The 23048-nt window shown below is 72.4% G+C and carries 19 protein-coding genes and 1 pseudogene; 6 read left to right on the top strand and 14 right to left on the bottom strand.

Annotated elements, in window-relative coordinates; all coding sequences use genetic code 11:
- Positions 1-22 precede the first annotated feature (22 nt).
- Positions 23-4741 carry a hypothetical protein gene (locus CBP52_RS16875; RefSeq protein WP_232514567.1) on the bottom strand — a complete coding sequence of 1573 codons (4719 nt, stop codon included), beginning with the start codon at positions 4739-4741 and terminating at the stop codon, positions 23-25.
- 456 nt (positions 4742-5197) lie between these two features.
- Here CBP52_RS16875 and CBP52_RS16870 point away from each other — a divergent pair, with 456 nt between their 5' ends.
- Complete coding sequence (locus tag CBP52_RS16870; RefSeq protein WP_094181934.1) at positions 5198-6613, top strand: basic amino acid/polyamine antiporter; 1416 nt, start codon at positions 5198-5200, stop codon at positions 6611-6613.
- 64 nt (positions 6614-6677) lie between these two features.
- On the opposite strand, the gene CBP52_RS16865 is transcribed toward CBP52_RS16870, so the two are convergent.
- A complete protein-coding gene (locus tag CBP52_RS16865) occupies positions 6678-7082 on the bottom strand; it encodes a transferase (RefSeq protein WP_094181933.1) in 405 nt (134 codons plus the stop codon).
- Between the two features lie 189 nt (positions 7083-7271).
- Positions 7272-7481 (bottom strand): BldC family transcriptional regulator, encoded by a 210-nt coding sequence (locus tag CBP52_RS16860; RefSeq protein ID WP_094181932.1) that lies wholly within the window; start codon positions 7479-7481, stop codon positions 7272-7274.
- A 119-nt stretch (positions 7482-7600) separates the two neighbouring features.
- Here CBP52_RS16860 and CBP52_RS16855 point away from each other — a divergent pair, with 119 nt between their 5' ends.
- Positions 7601-8182: a TetR family transcriptional regulator gene (locus CBP52_RS16855; RefSeq protein ID WP_094181931.1), complete on the top strand. Its 582-nt coding sequence runs from the start codon at positions 7601-7603 to the stop codon at positions 8180-8182.
- 262 nt (positions 8183-8444) lie between these two features.
- On the opposite strand, the gene CBP52_RS17750 is transcribed toward CBP52_RS16855, so the two are convergent.
- Together CBP52_RS17750 and CBP52_RS16850 are read right to left on the bottom strand one after the other, a co-directional pair.
- Positions 8445-8612: a hypothetical protein gene (locus tag CBP52_RS17750; RefSeq protein WP_157732710.1), complete on the bottom strand. Its 168-nt coding sequence runs from the start codon at positions 8610-8612 to the stop codon at positions 8445-8447.
- A 73-nt stretch (positions 8613-8685) separates the two neighbouring features.
- Positions 8686-10221 carry a DEAD/DEAH box helicase gene (locus CBP52_RS16850; RefSeq protein ID WP_369826244.1) on the bottom strand — a complete coding sequence of 512 codons (1536 nt, stop codon included), beginning with the start codon at positions 10219-10221 and terminating at the stop codon, positions 8686-8688.
- A gap of 236 nt (positions 10222-10457) precedes the next feature.
- On the opposite strand from CBP52_RS16850, the gene CBP52_RS16845 reads away from it, so the two are divergent.
- A complete protein-coding gene (locus CBP52_RS16845) occupies positions 10458-10874 on the top strand; it encodes a DivIVA domain-containing protein (RefSeq protein ID WP_157732709.1) in 417 nt (138 codons plus the stop codon).
- 183 nt (positions 10875-11057) lie between these two features.
- Here CBP52_RS16845 and CBP52_RS18795 read toward each other — a convergent pair.
- From CBP52_RS18795 to CBP52_RS16820, 4 genes and pseudogenes are all read right to left on the bottom strand, one after another.
- Positions 11058-11531 (bottom strand): annotated as a pseudogene (locus tag CBP52_RS18795) (DUF4184 family protein); the annotation flags it as partial.
- A gap of 189 nt (positions 11532-11720) precedes the next feature.
- On the bottom strand, positions 11721-12092 hold the full coding sequence (locus CBP52_RS16830; protein ID WP_094181928.1) for a PH domain-containing protein: 372 nt from the start codon (positions 12090-12092) through the stop codon (positions 11721-11723).
- A gap of 93 nt (positions 12093-12185) precedes the next feature.
- Positions 12186-14369 (bottom strand): DEAD/DEAH box helicase, encoded by a 2184-nt coding sequence (locus CBP52_RS16825; RefSeq protein ID WP_369826243.1) that lies wholly within the window; start codon positions 14367-14369, stop codon positions 12186-12188.
- Between the two features lie 318 nt (positions 14370-14687).
- Complete coding sequence (locus CBP52_RS16820; RefSeq protein ID WP_094181926.1) at positions 14688-15098, bottom strand: OsmC family protein; 411 nt, start codon at positions 15096-15098, stop codon at positions 14688-14690.
- A gap of 90 nt (positions 15099-15188) precedes the next feature.
- Between CBP52_RS16820 and CBP52_RS16815 the strand changes: the two genes are divergently transcribed.
- Positions 15189-15422, top strand: coding sequence for a ribbon-helix-helix protein, CopG family (locus CBP52_RS16815; protein ID WP_094181925.1), 234 nt, complete (start codon positions 15189-15191; stop codon positions 15420-15422).
- 92 nt (positions 15423-15514) lie between these two features.
- Here CBP52_RS16815 and CBP52_RS16810 read toward each other — a convergent pair whose 3' ends face one another.
- Together CBP52_RS16810 and CBP52_RS16805 are read right to left on the bottom strand one after the other, a co-directional pair.
- Positions 15515-15679 (bottom strand): hypothetical protein, encoded by a 165-nt coding sequence (locus CBP52_RS16810; protein ID WP_157732708.1) that lies wholly within the window; start codon positions 15677-15679, stop codon positions 15515-15517.
- Positions 15680-15840: 161 nt separating this feature from the next.
- Positions 15841-17030 (bottom strand): IS3 family transposase gene (locus tag CBP52_RS16805; protein ID WP_094180236.1). Its coding sequence is split into 2 segments (ribosomal slippage): positions 15841-16749 and positions 16752-17030, totalling 1188 coding nucleotides; the frame shifts between segments, so codons are not numbered across the junction.
- A 129-nt stretch (positions 17031-17159) separates the two neighbouring features.
- On the opposite strand from CBP52_RS16805, the gene CBP52_RS16800 reads away from it, so the two are divergent.
- Complete coding sequence (locus CBP52_RS16800) at positions 17160-17894, top strand: DUF4839 domain-containing protein (protein ID WP_198303497.1); 735 nt, start codon at positions 17160-17162, stop codon at positions 17892-17894.
- A gap of 86 nt (positions 17895-17980) precedes the next feature.
- On the opposite strand, the gene CBP52_RS16795 is transcribed toward CBP52_RS16800, so the two are convergent.
- Positions 17981-19834, bottom strand: a complete 1854-nt coding sequence (locus CBP52_RS16795) for an endo-1,4-beta-xylanase (RefSeq protein ID WP_157732707.1) — start codon at positions 19832-19834, stop codon at positions 17981-17983.
- 360 nt (positions 19835-20194) lie between these two features.
- Complete coding sequence (locus CBP52_RS16790; RefSeq protein ID WP_094181921.1) at positions 20195-20398, bottom strand: hypothetical protein; 204 nt, start codon at positions 20396-20398, stop codon at positions 20195-20197.
- Positions 20399-20656: 258 nt separating this feature from the next.
- Between CBP52_RS16790 and CBP52_RS16785 the strand changes: the two genes are divergently transcribed.
- Positions 20657-21637, top strand: coding sequence for a trypsin-like serine protease (locus CBP52_RS16785; RefSeq protein WP_094181920.1), 981 nt, complete (start codon positions 20657-20659; stop codon positions 21635-21637).
- 250 nt (positions 21638-21887) lie between these two features.
- On the opposite strand, the gene CBP52_RS16780 is transcribed toward CBP52_RS16785, so the two are convergent.
- A complete protein-coding gene (locus tag CBP52_RS16780) occupies positions 21888-23027 on the bottom strand; it encodes an epoxide hydrolase family protein (RefSeq protein WP_094181919.1) in 1140 nt (379 codons plus the stop codon).
- Between the last annotated feature and the right edge of the window lie 21 nt (positions 23028-23048).

The raw sequence follows: 23048 nt of genomic DNA, 5'->3' as shown, positions 1-23048 counted from the left end.
GTGCGCCGACCGCACCGGGCGCTCAGGACAGCGCGCGCTCGATCGCCCCGCGCACGGCGGTGTCGATCCGGTACGACCGGCGGGTGACGCCCAGCTCGTCGCGCAGCGCCTCCGCGAGCTCGTCACGCGAGCGCTGCACGCCGTCGGACTGCAGCCAGCCGACCAGGTCGTCGAGCTGGTCGTCGCTGTAGGCGGCGATCGGCAGACCGCGGCGCACGTCGGGGCGCGGCAGCGTGCGCACCGGCAGCGCGGGCTGCTCGGGACGCACGACCGACAGCGGGCGGTGCCGCGTGTCGTCGACGACGACCCCGTCCATGGCGACCGGCGCCACGCCTGAGCGCGACGCGCCCTGCAGCACCATGCTCCCCGTCACGGTGGGCGGCTCCGTGGGCGTCGCCGCGGGCCGCGCGGGCTCCTGCATGGCCTCGCGCGGGGCGGGCACCTCGGGCGTCGGGGCCGTGCCGGTGGGTCCGGTCGGTCCCGAGGCCTCAGCGGCGGTCGGCCCGGTGCCGACGCGCTCGTCCGAGCCGCGGCCCTTGCGCTGGCGACCCTTGCGGCGCAGCGCACGTCCGCTCGCCCGGCCGTCCTGCGCGTCGTCGGCGGGGCCGGCGTCGCCCGCGCTCGGGGCGGTCGGCCGCGCGGGCGCGAACGCGCCGGCCGACGCGACCTCATGGTCGTCGGTCCCCTGCGCACGCTCCGGCGCGTCGTGGGTGCCCGCCTCGGCCACCTCGACCGCGACACCCGCCTCGGCACCCGCCCCGGCACCCGCCCCCGCAGCCTCGCCCGGTGCGCGCTCGTCGTCGGTCCAGGACTGCGGCAGGCCGATGACGGCCGTACCGGTGCGTGGCTCGACGGGTGCGGGCACGGCGCGGTGCACGTAGCGCCGGATCCGGTCGACCTCGGCCTCGGGGTCGAGGAACGCCGCGGCGGACCACACGCGCACGACCGTCCAGCCGAGGCGCTCGAGCCGGTCGGCGGTGAGGCGCTCGCGCACGCGCACGGACGGCTCGCTCACGTACGCGTCGTCGTCGGTGAGGACCGCGACGAGCATGCGCCCCGGCAACGACGGGTGCCCGACGACCATGGGGATGCGCTGCCCGCCGGGGACGCCGTAGTCGAGCTCGACGACGAGCCCGTGCCGCCACAGGCGCTCGGCGAGGTCGACGAGCAGGCGGTCGGGGTCCACGGCGTGCGACGCGGGTGCGGTCCGGCCGGCGCCGCGCTCCGCGGCAAAGGCCAGCAGGTCGCGCAGCAGGCGCGGGCCGTCGCCGCGCAGCCGCTCGGGGTCGAGGTCGTCGGCGCCGAAGCAGGACACCACCGACAGCCGGTGACGGGTCGAGCCGAGCGCGTCCAGCAGCAGGGCGTCGCCGCCCGGCCCGGACAGCACGCCGAAGGTGTGCAGCACGCGCCGGTGCGGCGTACGGCCGAGCCCGAGCGTGAGGACCACCGCGTCGCGGTGCAGCCCGGCGACGCCGGTGAGGTCGGTCACGACGAACGGCTCAGGCCGCACGGGGTCGAAGAACGCGGCGAGCGCGGGGTTGGTCCGCACCTCGTCGAGCACGGCCTCGCGCACGGCCTCGGCGTGCGCGGGCGTGACGGTGACGACCGCGAGCGACTCCTCGGGGCGGGACAGCGCGTGCTCGAGCACGAGGTCGACGGCCTGCGCGACCTCGGCCGGGGTGGTCTCGACGATGCCGCCGGGGCCGGGCATCCCCGTGCCGTCGACGACGTCGAGCCGCACGAGCGGGCGGCTCGTGGGCAGCGGGGTCGCGACCAGCGCGTCGCCGTACCCGTGCTCGGACAGGAACGTCGTGAGGTAGGGGTCGCGCGCGACCGTGTCGGCGCGCAGCGTGGCGCGCGGCAGCACCTCGGCGAGGTCACGCACCGCGCTGCCGGACGCGCACCGGGCGTCCCCGACGACGACGACCTGCCGGCCGCGGGCGACCGCGGCGAGCGCGACCTCGGTGGGCAGGTGCGCGGCGGCGCCGAGCACGACGAGGTCGACGGTGCGGGACGCGGGCAGCACCTGCGGCACGAGCATGGGGCTCGCGACGAGCACGGGGCGCAGGCGGCGCGCGACGTCGGGGTACCGCGCGAACGTGTCGCGCAGCGACGTCAGGCGCTCCTCGACGAGCTCGGCGAAGAGCTCCTCGGCCTGCTCGCGGTGACGACGCAGGACGGCCGCGACCTGCGCGGCGACGGCGGTGCGCACGGGGGGCGCGAGGCTCGCGACGTGCGCGCGGTCCAGCTCGGCGTACCGCTGCGCCATGGCGCCGAGCGCCTCGCCGTCGTACCCGGCGAGCGCCGGGTCCTCGGCGAGGATCTGCTCGATCACGGTGCTCCACCACGCGAGCTCGAGCTCGGCCGGTGCCTGGGCGGCGGCGACGCGCCGCTCGGCGAGGTCGTCGACGAGCGCGCCGAGGCCCGCCGCGCGCAGCCGGTGCAGCAGGCCGGTGCGGTCGGGCAGGGTCTCGAGCGCGTCCTGCGCCCCGCGCAGCCGCTCGAGCCGTTCGGTGAGCGCGGGCAGCGGGAGCGCGCACAGCCCGGCGCCGCCGGGGGTGGGTGCGAGCACCTCGTCGAGCGCCTCGAGGTCCTCGCGCACGGCGCGGTACTCCTCCTCGAGCGTCTCGAGGCCCTCGGGCAGACGCGGCCAGCCGCCGCTCGGGCAGTGCGCCTGCCACGTCTCGCGGCGCGCCTGCACCTCGACGAGCGCGGAGTGCAGGTCCGCGACGGGGCGGCCGGGGCGCACCATGTCCTTCGCCTGGCGGCGCAGGCGTCGCCGCAGCCAGTAGCCCATCGGGAGCTCGCGCTCGGCGCGCCACTGCTTGGTCGCGGTGGCGGCGACCAGGTCGGCGGCGGTGCGCTCGAACACGATCGGCAGGAACACGTCGAGCGAGGCGCGCACGCCGTCGAGCATGCGCAGCTGCTCGCCCCACGCGTCGACGGTCTCGGCGGGCAGCAGGCCCGTCTCGGCGTCCACCTGCGCGGAGCGCTGGGCGAGGCGAGGCAGCGCGTCCTCCAGCAGACGCTCGAGGCGACGGCGCGCGACGTCCGCGTCGGCGTGCGTGCGCAGGTCGGCGCCGTACCAGGGGGTGTCGCCGGGCCGGACGGAGAACGCCCCGAGCTCGCCCGCGCGGCGCAGGTCGGCGGCGAGCCGCGTGCGCTGGTCGCCGTCGAGGGCGCGGGCGACCTCGGGTGCCAGCCGGACGGTCGTGCGGGGTGCGGGCCGGGTGGACGTGAGCCGCGCGAGGTGCTGCAGCGCGTCGTACGCGGACACGCCGAACGGCTCGCGCGGGGTGTGCAGGCCGGCGACGTAGCCGCGCAGCGCCTCACGGTGCCCGACGAGGTCCGAGCGCAGCGCCTGCACGCCGCTCGGGTCGACGACGGGCGGCTCCACGGTCATCGCGCCGAGCATCCGGCGGGCCGCGGCGCTGCGCCAGCTCGCCTCGGGGGCGATGTCGAGCAGCAGGTCGTGCAGGCCGTGCGCGGCGAGCCGCTCGGTGAGCGCGACGGCGGCACGGCGGTGCCCCGGCACGTACAGGACGGTGCGCCCCGCGGCGGCGGCGTCGGCGACGATCGCGGCGACGGTGCCGGAGTCGTCGGCGCCCGTGGGGCTGTCGACGAACAGGTGCGCACCGGTCGCGACGACGTCGAGCACGTGCTGCTGCGCGGGGTCCAGGTCGCCGACGCCGCGCTCGTGCGCGGGGTCGCGGTCGCCCGCGGCGGGCGCGGGCAGCGGGTGGGCGCGCAGGCGCTCACGGTCCGCCTCGACGCCCGCGAGCGCCGTGAGGACCTCGTGGTGCGCGACGCCGGCGGCGAGCGTGTCGAGGTCGTCGACGAGCACCTGGCCGGGGTGGACGAACGTGCCGACGACGACGCGCTCGCTCAGCTCGAAGTCCTCGAGGACCGCCTCGCCGAGCGACGCGAGGCGCTGGAGGGCGGCGCGCGGGTCGAACCCGCCGCCGGTGAACGCACCGCGCGCGACGGCCGCCGGGTCGAGCAGCGCGCCGCGGGAGCGCAGCGCGCGGGCGAGGACGGGGTTGACCTCGAGCGACGGCTCGAGCGCGAGCTCGTAGTCGCTCTCCCCCGTGCCGCGGGCGCGCAGCGCCACGGGCCGCAGCAGCACGGGCGCGCGCAGCCGCCGGGGTGCGGCGGCCGGCTCGTCGTCCGCGGGGGTGCCGCTCCGGGTCGAGGTGGCGAGCACGGTCGCGAGCGCGGCGACGTCGTCCTGCGCGACGTCCGCGGTGGTGCGCTCGGTCCAGGTGGCGACGCCGATCGCGAGCGACGTGGGCGCGATGCCGTAGCGCTGCTCGTAGGCGGCGGCGCGGGAGCCCACGGCGCGTGCCCGCCGGCGCGCGGTGGACAGCGCGGCCCCTTCGCGCACGAGGTTCGACAGGCGCGTCTCGCGGCCCGCGAACAGCTGGGCCATGCCGGACGGGTGCGCCGCCGACAGGTCGAGCGCCGCCTCGCCGAGCAGGTCGATGTCCGCGAGCGTGGAGCCACCGGCGGCCTCGACGAGCGCGCCGCGCCACGTGGCGAGCGCGCCCTCGACGAGCTCGGCGTCGGACGGCGGCTCGACGAGCGCGACGGGACCGGCGGCCTCGCCGGGGACGGCGGGCTGGGCACCCGTCGCCGCACCGGGGCGAGCGGTGGGCGTGGTGGACGTGGGGTCGGCCGTGCCGGGGGCAGGCCCGAGGTCCGAGCCGGCTCCCGAGCCTGGCGCGCGCGCGGGGACGGTCACCCTGCGACGGTAACCGCGGCCGCGACGCGCCCGGAGGTGACGCGCCGAGGGCGTCCGAGTTCTGCCCGGTCGGCGGATCGGCGTGATCCTGCGGATCGCGGGGTGGCGCAGGACGCGTCAGGAAACGCGAGAGGCGGCCGCGGATGATCGCGGCCGCCTCTCGGACGTAGAAACGGTGCGCACCGCGCAGGGGGCAGGCGATGCGCACCGTCGGGGAACAGTGTGCTCCACCCCCACCCTGTTGGTCAACCGTCCAGTCCATGACTTTGCAGATTATTCGCGCGTGACGCGGCTCACACGCCACCCGTCCGCCGCGACCGTCCAGGTCAGGCGCCCAACACGGCTGCGTGCCCTGTCACGCGAAGGTGTCCACGATGCGGCAGAGTCGGGTGCGCGGCGCGCCTCCGAGCCGCTCGAACCATCGTCGGAGGCCGTGCGGCACGCCGGCAGGACCCCATGACAACGCCCGCACCCGGGCCGGACGCACCGCGCACCACGCACCTCGGCGTCCCGACGATGGCGATGCTCGTCGTCGGCTCGATGGTCGGCGCCGGCGTGTTCTCCCTCCCCCGCCAGTTCGCCGAGTCGACCGGCGCGGCGGGCGCACTCGTCGCATGGGGGGTCGCCGGCGCCGGCACGCTCATGCTCGCGCTCGTCTTCCAGACCCTCGCGCTGCGACGCCCCGACCTCGACGCGGGGGTCTACGCGTACGCGCAGGCCGGGTTCGGCGAGTACCTCGGGTTCTTCTCCGCGTTCGGGTACTGGGCCTCGGCATGCGTCGGCAACGTCACGTACTGGGTCCTCATCACCTCGACGCTCGGCGCGGTGTTCCCCGCGCTCGGCTCGGGCGACACGCTGCTCGCCGTCGCGGTCGGCAGCGCGGGACTGTGGGTGTTCTTCGCGGTCGTGCGGCGCGGGATCCGCGAGGCCACCGCGGTCAACCGCGTCGTCACCGTCGCCAAGCTCGTGCCCATCGTCGTGTTCGTCGTGCTGGCCGTCGTCGCGTTCGACCCCGCGGTCTTCGCCGACAACTGGGGTGGTTCGCCCGGATCGGGCACGCTGCTCGACCAGGTGCGCGGCACCATGCTCGCCACCGTCTTCGTGTTCCTCGGCGTCGAGGGCGCGAGCACGTTCTCCCGCCACGCGCGCCGCCGCAGGGACGTCGGCCGCGCCACCCTCCTGGGCTTCGGGTCCGTGTTCGCGCTGTTCGCGTCCGTCACGATCGTGTCCTACGGCATCCTGCCCGCCGACGACATCGCCGGGCTCGAGGAGCCGTCGATGGGCGGCGTGCTCGAGGCCGCGTACGGCCCGTGGGGCACCACGTTCGTCTCCGCAGGCCTCGTCGTCTCCGTGCTCGGCGCGTACCTCGCCTGGACGCTCATGGCCGCCGAGGTGCTGTTCGTCGCCGCACGCGGCGGCGACATGCCCCGGTTCCTGGGCCGGACCAACGCGCACGACGCCCCGGTGCCCGCCCTCGCGATGTCCACCGCCCTCTCGCAGGCCGTGCTCCTGCTGACTCTCGCCTCCGAGCACGCGTTCGACTTCGCGCTCGAGCTCACCGGCGCCCTGGTGCTCATCCCCTACCTGCTCGCCGCCGCGTACGGGGTGCGGCTCCTGCGGCGGGACCGCGGCGCGCTCGTCGTCGCCGCGGCCGCGACCCTCTACACCGCGTGGCTGCTGTTCGCGGCGGGGGTCGACCACCTGCTCGTCGTGTTCGTGGTGTACGCGCCCGCGTCGGTGCTGTTCGTGCTCACCCGCCGCGAGCAGGGCCGCCGCTGGTTCTCGGCGCGCGAGCGCGTCGTGCTCGCCGTCTCGCTGCTCGGCGCGGTCGCAGGCCTCGTCGCACTCCTCACCGGCACGATCCAGCTCTAGGCGCGGGCGACCCGCACCGGTCCCGGCAGGGACGCCGTGAACAGGTGCGGGTCGCCTCGACGCCTCAGGCTGCGAGCGTGTGGCTCGTGGCGGGGGTGACCTGCGAGCGTGCGGGGACGACCGCCTCCGCCGGGACGTGCGTGCCGTCCGCGACATGCGCGCCGGCGCCGACCGAGACGCGCGTCGCGAGGCGGGTGCGCGAACCGATGACGGCGCCGCGCCCGACGTGCACGTGCGTGCCGAGCTGCGAGTGCGGTCCGACGACCGCATCGGGCTCGACCCAGACGTGGGCGCCGATGTGAACTCCGCCGCCGATCGTCGCGCCCGGGTCGACCCAGGCGGTCTCGGCGACGTACGTGGTGGGATCGACGGTCGCGGCCACCGCCACGAGTCCGCCGCCGTTGTCGTGCCGGCGGTAGCGGACGGTCGTGCCGTCGTCGGTCTCGAGCTCTTCGTATCGCTTCTTCATGGCGTCTCTAGGAACGATTCGACAGGGTCTCTTGTTCCCACCGCGCGCGCTGGGCGGCGCAGGGGCGTGCCGGATCGGTGCGAGCTCCGGGGCGACAGGAGCTGTGCGGACCGGGGCCTGACCGCCCCGGCGCTGGGGCTGCGGGTGGCGTCGTCGTCGAGCGGGCGGCGACGCCGGGTGGTGCGGGTGTCAGTCGCGCGAGGACGCCTGCGTGGGGATGCTCGGCGTGATGAGCGCGCGGACCTCGGAGCCGAGGTACCGGCGGTGGCCACCGAGGGTGCGGATGGCGTTGAGGCGGCCGGCCCGCGCCCAGCGGGTGACGGTCTTGGGGTCGACGCCGAAGAGCATCGCGACCTCCTGGGGGGTGAGGAGCTCCTGGGCGGTCTGGGTGTCGGTCATGTCTTCTCCCTCGTGACAACTGCCGTCTACTCGGTCAGTCGTCACACGTTCGTGTCAGTGCATGACAAGTTTGACACGTTTCGACGAGAAGTCCACCCCTTGTGTCCTACTGTGTGCCAATGGCCCCCGATGTGTCCCTCCGCGAGCGCAAGCGCCGCGCCATCCAGGACGAGGTGTCCCAGGCAGCGATCGACCTCTTCCTCACCCAGGGTTTCGACGAGACACCGGTCGGTCAGATCGCCGCCAAGGTCGGCATGTCGGAGCGCACGTTCTTCCGGTACTTCGCGACGAAGGACGACGTCATCGACCATGTCTCGGACCGCTGGCGGCGCCGGGTCGTGCTCGCGTTCGCCGAGCGCCCGGCCGACGAGCCCGTGTGGACCGCGCTGCGCCGGGCGTTCGACGACTACATCGCCGAGACGGCCGCGACCGGGCAGTCCCTGCCCGTCATGCGTGTGATCTACAAGACACCCGCGCTGCACGGCCGGCACATGGCGCGGCAGTTCGACTGGCGGGCGGACCTGACCGAGGCGCTCCTCGCCCGCGAGCCGCAGCTCGACCCCTTCGTCGCACTGACGGTCGTCGGCGCCGCGGTCGGCTGCTTCGACGCCGCGCGCGAGACGTGGGCCCGCTCGGACGGCGCGCGGGCGCTGGACAAGCTGTTCGACGAGGCGATGGCCGCGGTGGCAGCGGTCGGCTGACCGCGGCCCCGCCTCGTCGCGCTCAGACGAGCCGCCACCACCTCACCTCGTGCGCGCACTGCGGGCACGCTGGGAGCGCTTCGTCGTCCTCGAGCTGGACCGTGTGACCACAGGCATCCAGGAACTTCCCCTTGCCCGGCTTCGCCCCGATGGAGAACACCGGCATCACCTCCTTGTGACGGATCAAGGCCTATCGCCCCGCGCCCGGCCCGCGCCTGGGACCAAAGGCCGCAGTTCCGCCCGGACCCGCCCACCGAACCGTTCACGCGGCACCCGAGCGCCGTCGGCGGCAGTACAGGACGGTCTCGCGCGCCACCCCCCGTGCGACGTCCAGCGTCCACGGCAGGCTCGTCGGGTAGCCCGGGTTCAGGTGGGTGCCGCGGCCGCACAGCTGCTCCTGCGTGCCGACGAGCGCGCGCCGGGCGACCACGTCGAGCTCGATCCGCTCCTCGTCGTGCGCGACTCCACGGGCCCGACCCGCTGACGGACCGGGCCCGCGGAGGTCAGGAGCGGTCGGTGCGCGAGGTCGGGGCGCCGGCGGTGCGGGCCGCGCGGCGCGGACCGGAACGGCGGGCGCCGCTCGTCGTCCCCGCGGCCGCGGACGTGCGCGCGGCAGAACCCGGCGTCGACCCCGGCGTCGAGGTGGTGTAGGTGCGCGGCTGACGCGCAGGCGCCGCGGCCGCCCCGGCCTGCTGCCGACGACCGCCCTGACCACCGCTCGTCGGACGAGCGGTGGCGCCCTGCTCGCCGCCACGGCCGCCACGACGACGCGAGCGACCGGTCGGCCGCGCGGCTTCCCCGGACCCGGCCGAGCGACGCTGCTGGGGCTGCGGCTGCGCGGGACGCGCGGGCTGCACGAACGGCGCGGTCTCACCGACGAGCTGCTCGAGGACAGACGCGCCCGGCGCGACGGGCTGCGGCTTCGCGGTGATGCCGGCCTGGCGGGTCATCGCACGGACCTCGCCGACCTGCTCGGGCAGCACGATCGTCACGACGTCCCCCGCGGACCCCGCACGCGCGGTGCGGCCCGAGCGGTGCAGGTACGCCTTGTGCTCGGCCGGCGGGTCCACGTGCACGACGAGCTCGACCTCGTCGACATGGATGCCGCGCGCGGCGATGTCGGTCGCGACGAGCACCTTCACGGCACCGGTCGAGAACGCCTCGAGGTTGCGCTCCCGCGCGCCCTGACCGAGGTTGCCGTGCAGGTCCACCGCGGGGACGCCCGACGCGGTGAGCTGCTTCGCGAGCTTCTTGGCGCCGTGCTTGGTGCGCGTGAACAGCACGCGCCGGCCGGTGCCGGACGCGAGGTGCTGGACGACGTGCTTCTTCGCGTCCGCGTCGGCGACGGTGAGCACGTGGTGCGTCATCTGCGAGACGGGCGAACGGTCGGTGTCGACGGAGTGGCGCAGCGGGTCCTTGAGGAACGCCGCGACGAGCTTGTCCACGCCGTTGTCGAGCGTCGCGGAGAACAGCATGCGCTGACCGCGCTTGTCGGTCGCCGCCATGATCCGCTTCACGCCGGGCAGGAAGCCCAGGTCGGCCATGTGGTCGGCCTCGTCGAGCACGGTGATCTGCACGTCCGCGAGCGAGATGACCCCCTGCTTCATGAGGTCCTCCAGGCGTCCGGGGCACGCGACGACGATGTCGACGCCGCCCTTGAGCGCGGACTCCTGCGGGCGCTGCGAGACGCCCCCGAAGATCGTCGTGACACTCAGGCGCGCGGCCTTCGCGAGCGGCTCGAGCGTCGCGGCGATCTGCGTCGCGAGCTCACGCGTCGGTGCGAGCACCAGGCCCGTGGGGCGGCTCGGGACGTGGCGCACCATCGTCGTGCCCGGGACGAGGCCCGCGAGGCGCGCGACGAGCGGGAGGGAGAACGCGAGGGTCTTGCCGGAGCCGGTGCGGCCGCGGCCGAGCACGTCACGCCCGCGCAGCGTGTCCGGGAGCGTCGCCTCCTGGATGGGGAACGCGGACGTCATGCCGGCCTTCGTGAGCGCACCGGCGAGGACCTCGGGCACGCCGAGGCTGGAGAAAGAAGTCAAGGAAAGTGTCGCCCTTCAGGCGTCGAGTGGGGCGCCCGCCAGGCAGCCACAGCACCCAGGACGCGGGCCCGCGCAGAACCTTCCGCCGCGCCGGGGCCACCCCCAGTGTGCCCTATGAGCAGCGAAGATCCGCTGTCGGTCCGCTCACACCGGTCGTCGGGCGCGTTCGTCGGGACCGCGCGGGACGTCGAGCACCCACCGCACGCCCACCGCAGGCGCACGGCATGATCGGGTCCATGACCGCGTCCGACGAACCCGGCTACGGCGAGCCGATCAGCGCCGAGACGGTGCTGCACGTCCGCTTCAGCACGACGAAGTTCACCGACGGCTACGACCAGTCGGAGGTCGACGACCTCCTCGACCGGGTGATCGCGACGCTGCGCGCCCGGGAGGCGGGCGAGCCCGGGGAGCTCGGCGCGGAGCAGGTCGCGGGGACGACGTTCAGCCGTACGCGGTTCCGCGAGGGGTACGCGATGGACGAGGTCGACGACTTCCTCGACCGGATCGCCACCGCGCTCGCCGGTGGGGCGCCCCGCACCTCGGCGACGCCGCCCGTCGCGCACGACCGGGTGGTCGCGGACGCCCCTGACCCCGGCGCGACCCCGGGGCTCATCCCGCCCCGACGCGGCTGGCGTCGGCTGTTCGGCGGCTGACCCGCCACACCACCGCGTACAGGACCACGGCCGCGACGACGACGGCGCCGGACGTCGTGACGAGCCGCGCGAGCGTCGACTCGACCGGCTCGCGCGCCGTGATGCTCGCCGCGAGCGCGACCCCGCGGCCACCAGCCCGAGCACGACGACGCCCGCGATCACCGCCGCGCTCGTGCTCGACACCTCGAGCCGACCGCCGCGCTCCCGCCACCGAGCGGCCCACCGCACGGCCCACGCGGCGACGACGAGCAGCCCGACGACCGTGCTCGCGTGCTGCAGCACGCGCGCCACGTCCATCCCCGCGAACGCCGGCTCACGCAGCGCGTCGACGCGCTCGACCAGGAACCCGTCGCCGTGCGTGAACGAGTCCCACAGCACGTGCGTCGCGACCCCGATCACGAGAGAGAGCAGCGTCCACCCGGCGCGCTCGGCCAGCCCGGCGCGCTCGTCGGACCCGGCCCTTCCTCCCTCGCGCGTCACGAGCGCGACGAGCGGTGCACGCACCACCCACCACACCGCGAGCAGCACCGCGGCCGTCGGCACGGCGACCGTCAGCGCACCGGGCCAGTGGTGCGTCGTCGTCGCGTTGACGAACGGCTCGCACCAGGCCCCCGCGTAGCGCGGCAGCTTGACGAAGTACGGCGCGTCCGGCGCCATGGCCCGACGACGAGCGCGGCGGGCACCAGCGGGCCGCGCGCGAGCGGCAGGACGACGGCAGGGTGCGAGAGCGTGAACGGCACGCTCGAGGATGACCCGGTCCCCCGCCGCTCGTCGTCGTGCCGGGGAATGGACCACCCGGCTCGGGGGTCCACCTGCGGTCGCACGCCATGCGCGACCGCTGTCCCCTCAGCCCTTGAGGATCGCCCAGGCGAGGAGCTTGTCGAGCCGGCGGATGTCGATGTCCTTGCCGAGCTTGACCTTGATGTGACCGGCCCGCGTCCACAGCTCGAGCTCGGCGTTGATGTCGAAGACCTTGCCCGCGTTCTCCGAGGACCACATGTTGATCGAGCTGTAGGGCAGCGAGTAGATCTCGACCTTCTTGCCGGTGAGACCCTGCGCGTCGCGCACGATCAGGCGTCGCGTGGTGAACACGGCGCTGTCGCGGAACGTCTTGAAGGCCGCGACGGCCTGCTCGCCCTCGATCAGGAGGTCCACGACGTCCGGCGGGATCGGGATCTCCTGCAGCAGGGTCCATGCGGCGATGGCGGCGGGTTCCACGGGTATGCCTCCTGACGTCGGTGAGGGGGCTCCAGGATGGCGCACCGAGCAACGCTCCGTGCGTCGTCCTCGGGCCGCGTCACCCGGACGGGCTCAGGCGACGACACCTGCCGCGAGGGCGTCGGTCAGCAGGCTGACCAGGGCCTCGAGCTGCACGTCGGTGGAGGTCTCGGCGTCGTCGAGGTCCGCGCCGTCGAGCGCGCGGGCCGCGAGGCCGGACTTCGCGTCGATGAGCTCGGCGATCTTCGCGTCGATGGTCTGCGCCGCGATGATGCGCCACGCGGTGACGGGTTCGGACTGGCCGATGCGGTGGATGCGGTCGATCGCCTGGGTCTGCTCCGCGTCGGTCCAGGACAGCTCGGCGAGCACCAGGTTGGACGCGACCTGCAGGTTGATGCCGACCCCCGCGGCGAGCAGCGAGCACACGGCGATCTGCACGTCGGGCTCGTCGGTGAACGCCGCGATGGCCTTGTCGCGCGCCTTCGTCGTCTGGTCGCCGCGGATCGACACGGACCGGATGCCGCGGTCGGCGAAGGTCTGCTCGGCGGCGTCCAGGACGTCGACGTGCTTGGCGAAGAACACGACCTTGCCGACGTTGCGCGCGAGCTGCGCGGCGTAGTCGGCGGCGAGCCCGGCCTTGGCCTGGCCGATGCGCCGGACCATGGTGAACACGTTGTCGCCGGTCTTCTTGGACGACGAGTCCTTGAGCTCGCCGGCCGCGACGCGGCGCGCCAGGTCGTGGTCGACCGCCCCGCCGATCGACGTGTCGCCGCGCGCCTCGAGCGCCGCGCGGTAGCGGCTGACGAGGCGGCGGGCGAGCGCCTCCTCCGACGCGCGGATCGAGCGCCCGACGGCACCGTCCAGCTCGACGGGCAGGTCCGCCACGCGGCGGGCCGGGATGTCCGCGACGACGTCGATCTTGCGGCGGCGCACGATGCCCATGTCGATCACCGCGGCGCGCGCGGCGGCGGAGAAGCCGCGGTCCGCCGGGGTCAGGCCGGTCTCCTCCAGCGCGTTCATGAGCGCACCGAGCGGCTTCTCGTCGTCGATCCACCCGAGGAACTCCCAGATCGCCTGGAAGTCCTCGATGTCGTTGATGAGCGGCGTCCCGGTGAGGGCCATGAGCAGCGGACGCGCGGTGCGCAGCCGGATCTGCTCGGAGAGCGCCAGCACGTTGCGTGAGCGCTGCGAGCCCTTGTTCTTGATGAAGTGCGCCTCGTCGACGACCATCCCGCGGAACCCGAGCTCGCCGAGCCACCCGACGTGCCGGTCGAGGATCTCGTAGTTGACGATCACGACGTCGGCGAACGCGTCGACGTCCTCGCCGTCGCCGTGCAGCACGGTCGAGCGGCGCTGCGGGGTCCACAGCTTCACCTCGTGCGCCCAGTTGGTCTTGACGACGTTCGGGACGACGACGAGCAGCGGGTACGCGTCGGCCGCCTGCGCCGCGAGCAGCGCCTGCGCGGTCTTGCCGAGGCCCGGCTCGTCGGCCAGCAGGAACGTGCGGTGACCGCGTGCGGCGGCCGCGACGACCTGCGCCTGGTGGCGCATGAGCTCCTTGCCGCGCGGCACGAAGCCGGGCGTCGGCTCGGGCAGCGCCATGCATGCGGGCGAGCCCGTCGCGGCCTTCTCGAACGACCAGAACAGCGGCTCGAGCAGCTCCCAGCCCGCGAGGCGGCGCGGGCGGGCCGCGGCGCGCTCGGCGGCCGCCTCGAAGTCGGGGGCGAGGAACGGGTTGGCGAGGCGGCGCGAGATCACCGACTGCGGGACGACGCGCTTCTCCTCGGCGGGCGTCGGCGGGGCCTGCGGCGCGGGCTCGGGCTCGTCGGGCGGCTCGATGCCGCCGGCGCGCAGCACCGACGCCCGGTACTCACGCGCCGCGTCGGAGACCCGCGCGTCCTCGCGCAGCAGCTCCAGCAGCGACGTGTCGCGCGCGGCGGTCTTCGCGAGCTGCGTCGCGACACCGTCCAGGCGCTTGAGCTCATGCGTGCGCTTCGCCTGGCCGAGCGTCTCGTCGGCCGTCACGCGGGCGCGTTCCTCCCGCACGAGGAGCGCGACGACCTGGAACTTCGTGCGGACCGCCGGGCGCGTCGGGGGGCGCTTGACCGCGTTGTCGACGTCACGCGCGATCCCGGCGAGCACCGGGATGAGGCCCTCGTCGTCGGGACGCGCCGGACGGCGTCGCTGGCCACCGGCCTGACCGCCGGTCTGACCACCGCGCTGGCCGCCGGCCTGACCGCCTCCGCGACCCGACCGACCTCGGCCTGCTCCTGCCACGTCTCCTCCTTCAGCGTCCACGTGGGGACGCGCGTCGCCGAGCCCGACGAGGGCCCGGCCGGCCAACCGCGTGCCGCCGGGAGGGCGGGACGTCGGCGCTGCGGTCAGCGCCGCCGCACGATCGCGCAGCTGCGTCGGCGCCGCGTGGGGCGTGCGCGGGCGCCGTGGTCGTGTCCGTGCCGGGGCGAGTCCGCGACGATCTGCGGCACGGCCGGGCCGTGCTCCGCCCACCGGCGGGATGATCGTACCGCCGGGTCCCTCGGGCCGCCGACGACGAGCCCGATCTCACCCGGTCGATCTGGCCCGGTCGCGGTGGCGCTACCCCTGGCTGCCGGGCTCCGCGGTCCGCGTCACCGGCGCGCCCGCGCGGATGGCGCGCGGGATCTCGGCAACCTCGTCGACGACCGCCAGCAGCCGCGCGACCTCGGCCGACGACGCATCCGTGTCCACCTCGACCACGTACGTGACGCCCGTGGACTCCCACTCGTCGTCGAACCCGCCCTGCGCACTGACGCGCACGCCCGCGAGCGCCGTCCCGAGCCGCGTCGCCTCACGGTAGACGTCGTTGAGCACGCAGCCCGCTGCGGCCAGGTGCAGCAGGTGCGCGCCCGTGAACGCCGCCTCGACCACGACGCCCTCGGCCGTCCACCGGTGCGGCAGCCGCCACGCCCCGTCCGACGACGAGCGCAGACTCCCGGCACCCACGACGACCCCGTACGTCTCCGCCATCGCCCCTCCCGCCCGCCATCGTGAGCGGCAGGCCAGAGCGGCGCAAGACCTCGCCCTCCCTGCCCCATATTTTCGTCATACGTTGAGTCGGTGGCGAGCGACGAGCGGGTCCGGAAGTTGGCCGACGAAGCCGAGAAGGGTTACGACGTCGAGGTGCTGAAGCGCCGCGCCCGAGGACGTCCGGGCCGCGGCGCACAGCCGATGCAGGTCGTCGCCGTGCGCCTCACCGCCGAGGAGCTCGACCGCCTGGACGCGGCGGCAGCGCGGCACGGCCTGACCAGGTCCGAGGCCATCCGCGCCGCCCTCGCGCACTTCACCGCGTGACGGTCCATCCGCCGAACGACGCTCACAGGAAGCTTGACCCGCTGTAGTCGGCAGACACCCGTTCCGTCGCCGGCACTACTGGTCGGCAGTTCCTACGCCGTCTCCTCCGCGCGCAGGTCTTCGATGAGCCAGAGAAGTGCCGAGACGGCGTTCGAGTACCGCAGGTACCGGGGGTTTTGGTTCGACTTCGGCTCGCAGTCGTTCCGCTGGCGCCGGAGTGCGTCAACCATCCGCTCGAGCTCGTGGATCTTCGACATGGAGCAACGGTTGACCGCACGGCTGTGCGAGTGCAAGACCGCCGTGCAGATCACTTGGCTGCGCTGGCAGCCGCAAGCGGCTTATCAAGGAGCGGCCAGAGACCGATGCAGGAACTGACGGGTCTGCCCCCGGTCTGGTTGACACTCGGGGTTTGCGGTAGTCAGGCCGCGTCTGCGGCCGTGTAGATCATCTCAAACTCGACGGGCGTGAGCTTGCCGAGGGCGCGTTGGCGTCGTCGGCGGTTGTACTTGGTCTCGATCCAGGTCACGATCGCCAGGCGCAGGTCGTCGCGGGTGTGCCAGCGGCGGGTGTTCAGGACGTTCTTCTGCAGCAGGGAGAAGAAGCTCTCCATGCTCGCGTTGTCGCCCGCGCCGTAGGAGCGGCCCATCGACCCGACCAGGCCGTTGTTCGCCAGCAGCCGCTGGGTCGCCTTCGCACGGAACTGGCCGCCTCGGTCCGAATGACACACCGTGCCGGCCGGTGAGCGCAGCGCGATCGCGTTGCGCATCGCCGCCCGCGCCAGGGACGACTTCATGCGCGAGTCGATGGAGTACCCGACGATCTTGTTCGAGTAGACGTCCTTGATCGCGCAGATGTAGAGCTTGCCCTCGGCGGTGGGGTGTTCCGAGATGTCCCACAGCCACACCTTGTCCGGGGCGTCCGCGACGAACTCGTGACGGACCACGCCATGCTCGTCGACCACGGCGAGCAGGTCGTCGTGCGGCGCGGGACCGCTCGATCCGGCCTTGGACCGTCTCTTGTGGTGGCTCGCGGTGATGCCGGCGAGCCGGCACAGCCGGTGCACCCGGTTCTCCCCGACGCTGATCGCGTGCTCGTCGGCCAGTTCGTCGGTGATGAACCGGTAGCCGAGCGTCGCGTCGTCGCCATGGATCTCGTAGATCGCGTCCAGGACGTGCGCGTCGTCCCAATCCCGCCGAGACACGGGGTCCTTGAGCCACTTGTAGTACCCCTGGGTCGACAGGCCCAGGACCCGGCACGCCACCGCGACCGGCACCCGCACTCGGGCGCCGGCCGCGGCCATCTCACGGACGAGCGGGAAGACTATTTTCCCGGCAGACCCGCCTGCGCCAGGTAGGCGGCCGCGCGACGCAGGACCTCGTTCTCCTGCTCCAACACCCGGATCCGCCTGCGCGCCTCACGCAACTCGGCGCGCTCGGCCTGCGTCGGCCCGGACCGGCGACCGTCCTCGACATCGGCCTGCTTCATCCAGTTCGACAACGACCCTTCGGAGATACCGAAGTCCTTCGCGATCTGCGTCAGCGGCACCTGCCCCTTGCGGGCCACGGCCACGACGTCATCACGGAACTCCTTGGGATACGGCTTCGCCACGGGGACATCCTTCCAGCGAGGACCAGATCCTCACAGGTCAGGTGTCAACCAAACTCGGGCAGACCCGACTCTCACAATGAATCGAGGAAGAGAATGCACCGGGGTCAGTTGCTGGCGGTTGGTTTCTTGATGCTCGGTATCGCGGGTTGCGGAGCCGAGAAGGATGCCGGCCAGATGCCGGACGTCACGGGACAGCAGCTCGACAAGGCGCTTGCTGCGATCGAGAGCGCAGGCTTCACGGACGACGTCGACGTCGAGGGCGGTGGTCTGTTCGGAGTCGTCGTCGAGTCGAAATGGCAGGTGTGCGAGCAGATTCCTGCCGCTGGACAGGCGATGACCGCCACTCCACGGCTCACCGTCGACCGCACGTGCGCAGAGACCGAGGAACCGCCGGTGTCGGCCGAACCGACCTCGCAGTCCACGCCCGAGACGGAGAGCGAACCGGAGCCCGAGCCGACACCGTCGGAGCCTGACGTCCTCACCCCGGCGACCAACTCGGACTTCGCGGCACTGCTCGCAGGCACCGACGGGTGCAGCGACGCGGTCGCTCACTTCGCCGAGACGTACGCCGGAAGGACGATCGAGTTCGACGGCAGCATCGTCGCCATGAACAAGCACGGAAACTGGAAGACGCGGTACGACGTCCTCGTCGCCGCGGGCGACTTCAACGAGACGTCTCAGCCTGGCCCGAACTTCCAGTTCCGCGATGTCAACATGGTGGGCGACCTGCATTGGACCAACGACAGCCCCACAGGCATGGTCGGGGTCGGCGACAACCTCCACATCGTCGCGGAGGTCGGCCGTTTCGAGGCGAATCATGGATGCCTGTTCCTGATCGAGCCGATCGCCACGACGATCCGGTAGCCCAGCGCCCCACCGCGTCCCTGCAACCAGACGACGCGGGGCCCCGCAGCCCGGGACTCTGGGCTGCGGGGCCCCGCGTACGTGCGTCAGGGGCGTTCGAGGTTTGCGATCGCGGCGGTGAGGGCCGTGGTCGCGTCGTTCACCGCGTGCTGCGGGTGGGGCTTCTTCAGCACGTGCTCGGCCCGCTTCAGTGCGTCCTTGACCTTCTTGGCGCTCTTGGGGGTGTAAGCCCGCAGGTCGAGATCCTGGGCCTCGGACACCGCCGCCGAGAGCCGGGAGGTGTCGGTGATCGGCCCGCGCACGCCCAGCCACTTCTCCGGGTTCGCTGTCGCGGCCGCGCCGAGCTTCTCGGAGAAGTCGCTGTTGAAGATCAGCGGGTTGTGCGTCGAGCGCCAGCTCAGCTGGTCGGTCAGACCCCAGAACGTCACACGGTTGATGTCCTGCGAGTACTTCTTGTAGACCGCGAAGTACTCCGCGAACCGCTGCGCCTGGATCTTCTCGAGCTCGGCCCGGTTGGTGATCTTGCCGACCCAGTAGTCGAACTCACCGCGCGAGATCCGGTCCGCGACCGTCGGGTCGTTCAGGTCGCGGTACTGGGAGCGGTCGTCGCCCTCGGGCTGGCCGTTCCACGCCTCCCAGACCTGTAGGTCGAGCTCGCTGATGCTGGCCTCGAAGCCGGCCTCGGTGATGAGCTGCAGCGAGCGCTCGACGGACGCGTGGTCGGAGCACGCGCCCGGCTTCCACTCGGGCGCCGCGTCGTTCACGAGCTTCGGCAGGCGCGTGTTCGACGAGCACGCGAACGCCGGGGTCTGGTTGATGTAGTTGTGCGACTGCATGCCGATCGCCTCGACCAGCGGGCGCGGGTCCTCGGGGTGCTCGGCGGCGTAACGCGCGTTGAGGTCCGTGGCCATGGCGATGATCGCCTGCGCCTTGCCCTCGGACTGGAAGACGTTGAAGTCGTTGTACTCCAGCCGCGTGTCCGGGTCGTACGTGCGGGCGAACACGAACGCGTCGTACAGGAAGTCCGCGGGGCTCTCGCCCTCGGCCAGGTCGCCGCCGTTGCGGTACGCGTTGTACCAGTTGGACCAGCCGCCGTTCGGGCCGCCGCGCAGGAAGTCACGCCAGTCCTGCGTGGCCGGGTCGAACTCGTCGAGCCCGTCGACGAACGCCTCGTTCACGACGTCCCACGAGACCGTGCGGCCTTTGAAGTGCGTGAGCACCTCCTTGATGTACCGCTCCATGTTGGCCTTGGCGAGCGCACGCGTGCCGCCCGTGGTGCCGGAGTTGATGCGCGCCGGGGACTGCCCGTGCCAGACGAGCACGTGACCGTGGACCTTCATGCCGCGCGCGAGCGTCTCGTCGACGAACTGGTCCGCCTGGTCCCACCGGAACGTGAACTCGCCGGTCTCGGGGTCGATGTTGTCGTTCGGCAGCAGCTGGTCGGGCTTCATCGCGTTCTCGGCCGTCATCACGCTGTAGTGCCGCGCGATCGTCTCGGAGTTCGGTGACCCCTCGGCGTACGTGCCGGGGTGCGACCAGATGTTCCCGACGTCGAAGTAGTCGCGGTACGCCTTCTTCAGCGACTCCATGCGCGGGCGGAACGACGTCGTCAGCAGCACGTCGTGCGCGGGCATCGTGAACTCGTCGACGCGCGCGCCGATCCAGTTGAGCTCCTTCGACGTCCAGCCGCCCCACACGTCGTTCTTGTGCGGCGTGGCGGTCAGGTCCACCGTCTCCCCCGCCTTGTACTTCCCCGCGCCGGTGACCTTCCCGTGGCCCTCGACCCGGATGGTCACGCGGAACGTGTCCCCGTGCCCCGGGTGTCCCGGCGCGTGGCTGTGACCCGGCCCCGGGCCGTGCCCCGGCGTCGCCTGACCGGGTGCGGCGAGGCCGACGGTCGCGATCGCGACCACCGCCCCCGCGCCGATCCATCGCGCCACGCGGCGTCGTCGGACCGACGCCGTCCCAGCACCCTCACGTCGTCGTGCGGTATGCGCTGTCATGGTCACTCCCTCTCGTCCCCCTACGGAGCCGGCGGCCCTGGGCCTGACCGGCCGCTTGCTCGCACCGCCCGGGACGGCCACCTCGTCGTGACCGCGGCCCCGCGCGCCCCGGCGCTCTTCATCGGTGAAGAAGCGTTCTGCGGACGACGAGCGTGCGGTCCGGGGTTGGCTGCCCAACGTAGGTAGGTCATTCCAGGACGTCAAGGACGTCCTAGGAGCAACCGGACGGCGGGTGGGCTATGAGAAGCAGGCGCGCCGACCGGAGGTGGATCCTCGACTCGATGGCCAGCCGGTCTCTTACGCCCGGGCGCCGTGCGGGAACTCGGCCTCGACCACGTCGCTCGTCAGCACGCGGGGCGGACGGAACGCGTTAACTCCGGATGGAGCCTCCACGGTGACACGCTCTGAGTACTCGCCGATCTGCTGGCGCCGGCACTCCTCGGGCACCGTGTCGAGCCGCTCGCCCTTCACACCGATGCGGCGCTGCCCGTCGTCCGGCACGCCCTCGTCACTCGAGGCACATCACCCCGGCGGCCACGGTATCGCCCGGACCGTCAGCGCGGGGCGGCCAGAACCGGCTCCCGGCGTAGTCGCTGTCGACCGTGTCCTGCGACTCAACGCGCGCTCACGATTGCTCCACGCAAGCCTCGGCATCGCGCGGTGTCACCGTGGTTGAATCCAGCCGCAACCGAGACCCTGGCGCTTCTCGCGCAACTCGGCGCTAAGGGAGATATTACCGTCCGGCGCACGGACCTTTCGATGGCAGATCTGGATCGCGCCACTCAGGCCGTTCTTGACACGGAGAGCCTTTCCGACGAAACAGTCATCGCCGGTCCCGACTACTCAAGATCGCGGATCTTGGTCGGGATATCGAGTTCAAGCAAGATCAGACCAGCCACCCTCCCCCGTATTGTTAGCATTCCAGGCACCGAGGAAATCTCCGCGCCCAACACGTACCGGCGCTCGCTGCTCAAAGCAGAAGTTCCGGTTGAGTACTACGAGGAGGGATCGCCCGCCCCCACCTCCCGCTACTACGACGCTCCCCCGCTCTCGGGCGGAAGCTTGGTGATCGTGTACGGCACCTCGTCAGCTCGATACGGATGCTCAGCCGCATTCGGATGGGTAGAGCAAGGGAACGATTATCTTGTCACAGCCGCACACTGCTACAAGAATCCAAACGGAACATACGGGAACGTTGCGCGAGTCAACAGCGATAAGTCGATCACGAAGATCGGCACGGTGACATGGTCGTCGGGCGACGCAACGGGAACAAAGTCCGGCCTCGCTGGCGACATCGCACTCGTCCGACTGTCGTCCGCACGAACATCCGGGATGCTCTACACCGGCACCTACAACACCACAACAAAGAAGAAGGTCCTCGGTCGCACTTACCTCACCCAGGGTTGGACCGGCTCGAACCTTCGTACTTCTGGCGCAAGCGGTTTCGCCGGCAACGGGTCCGGGGAAATCAACCCTAATTGGGTTTCGCTGGTCAATCAGACCCTATCGTACGGGGGGATGAGGTTCACGAAGATCTCGGTCGCTGAACACTCGTCCACATGCACCAAGGATGGTGACTCGGGCGGAGCCTTCTACCTCAATGTCTCTGGGGGGGTGCACGCCGTTGGTGTCATCAGCGGAAGCAATGGAGGCGGAGCACTCACCACGAATTGCCGAAACTACTACCCGCCGATTTCATTTGTTGCCGCCAACTTTGGCGGTAGCATCAAGACGAGCTAGGGGGAAGAGAATGCATCTGTCGCGCACTCAGGTCTGGGTCGGCATCACCGTTGTACTGGTTGTAGCCGCGATAGCGGTACTCGTCTGGGCAATTCTTCCCGAGGACACGCTGCTGCCACCTCGTGTCGATCACCTGCTGAAGACGCCCTAGCGACGCCGAGTGCCCGGCGGGTGCGCCACAAGTCCCGACGGGGGTGCTCATAGAGGTTCCACACGGGTCACGGAACCGCCACCACCTCGGGCGAAGGGCTCAGACACGGAAGAACGTGCGCAGGTCGTCGACGAGGACGTCGGGCACCTCCATGGCCGCGAAGTGCCCGCCGCGCTCGTGCTCGGTCCACTGGACGGTGTGGGTGTTGTCCCGCTCGGCGAACGGCCGGATCGTCTTGAAGTCGTCGGCGAACACCGAGACCCCGGTGCGACCGTGGCTGACCTGCGGCTCGGCCTGCGCGCGCGCCTCCTCGTAGTAGAACCGCACGGCGGTCGACGAGGTGTTCGTCAGCCAGTACAGCGAGACCTGGGTGAGCACCTGGTCGCGGGTGAGCAGGCTCGTCCCGTTGCCGAAGTTCTCGAACAGCTCGTTCCACGCGAGCTGCGCGACGGGCGAGTCCGCCAGGCCGGCGGCGACGGTCTGGGGTCGCGACGAGTTCGCGGCGGCGAAGCCGGCGCGCTGCTGGAACCAGCCGAGGAACTCCAGCGCGGCGTGGTCGGCCGGGGTGAGCTGCTCGAACTCGGCGGGGTCGCCGGACGGGAACGAGAACAGTTGCAGCACGTGCGCGCCGAGGAACCCGGGCGGGTCCATCACGGCGAGCTCGCGGGAGATCATCGCGCCGCCGTCGCTGCCGTGCGTCCCGTACGACTCGTACCCGAGCCCGCGCATGAGCGTGTCCCAGGTCCGCGCGAGCCGCGCCGTCGTCCACCCGCCGTCGACGACGGGCGTCGAGAACCCGAACCCGACCATCGACGGGATGACCACGTCGAACGCGTCCTCCGCGCGGCCGCCGTGCGCGACGGGGTCCGTGAGCGGGCCGATCATGTCGAGGAAGTCGACGAACGACCCCGGGTAGGTGTGCCCGAGCAGGAGAGGCGTGGCGTCCGGCTCCGACGAGCGCACGTGGATGAAGTGGATCGTCTGCCCGTCGATCTCGGTGCGGAAGTGCGGGAAGGCGTTCATGCGCTCCTCCTGCGCGCGCCAGTCGAACTCGTCGTGCCAGTACGCGACCATCTCGCGCAGGTACTGCTCGGGCGTGCCGTAGTCCCAGGAGTCGCCGGGCGCGGCGGGGGCGAACCGGGTGCGGGCGAGCCGGTCGTGCAGGTCGTCGAGAACGGCCTGGTCGATCGAGACCTGGAACGGGCGGACGGTCAGGGTGGTCTGCTGTGTCGTCGTCATGACTGTCACGCTATGAACCGT

Source organism: Cellulomonas sp. PSBB021, from assembly GCF_002240455.1.
GTDB classification, from domain to species: Bacteria; Actinomycetota; Actinomycetes; order Actinomycetales; family Cellulomonadaceae; genus Cellulomonas; species Cellulomonas uda.
The sequence above is the reverse complement of the archived record's forward strand: the minus strand, read 5'-3'. Positions and strand labels throughout refer to the sequence as shown.

What these genes read in the sequence shown, in the direction of transcription:
- CBP52_RS16855 (WP_094181931.1), top strand. Translation starts at nt 7,601, where the DNA reads ATGGCCCCCGATGTGTCCCTCCGCGAGCGCAAGCGCCGCGCCATCCAG.
- CBP52_RS16870 (WP_094181934.1), top strand. Translation starts at nt 5,198, where the DNA reads ATGACAACGCCCGCACCCGGGCCGGACGCACCGCGCACCACGCACCTC.
- CBP52_RS16860 (WP_094181932.1), bottom strand. Translation starts at nt 7,481, where the DNA reads ATGACCGACACCCAGACCGCCCAGGAGCTCCTCACCCCCCAGGAGGTC.
- CBP52_RS16845 (WP_157732709.1), top strand. Translation starts at nt 10,458, where the DNA reads ATGACCGCGTCCGACGAACCCGGCTACGGCGAGCCGATCAGCGCCGAG.
- CBP52_RS16780 (WP_094181919.1), bottom strand. Translation starts at nt 23,027, where the DNA reads ATGACGACGACACAGCAGACCACCCTGACCGTCCGCCCGTTCCAGGTC.
- CBP52_RS16865 (WP_094181933.1), bottom strand. Translation starts at nt 7,082, where the DNA reads ATGAAGAAGCGATACGAAGAGCTCGAGACCGACGACGGCACGACCGTC.
- CBP52_RS16800 (WP_198303497.1), top strand. Translation starts at nt 17,160, where the DNA reads ATGCTCGGTATCGCGGGTTGCGGAGCCGAGAAGGATGCCGGCCAGATG.
- CBP52_RS16820 (WP_094181926.1), bottom strand. Translation starts at nt 15,098, where the DNA reads ATGGCGGAGACGTACGGGGTCGTCGTGGGTGCCGGGAGTCTGCGCTCG.
- CBP52_RS16810 (WP_157732708.1), bottom strand. Translation starts at nt 15,679, where the DNA reads ATGTCGAAGATCCACGAGCTCGAGCGGATGGTTGACGCACTCCGGCGC.
- CBP52_RS16785 (WP_094181920.1), top strand. Translation starts at nt 20,657, where the DNA reads ATGGCAGATCTGGATCGCGCCACTCAGGCCGTTCTTGACACGGAGAGC.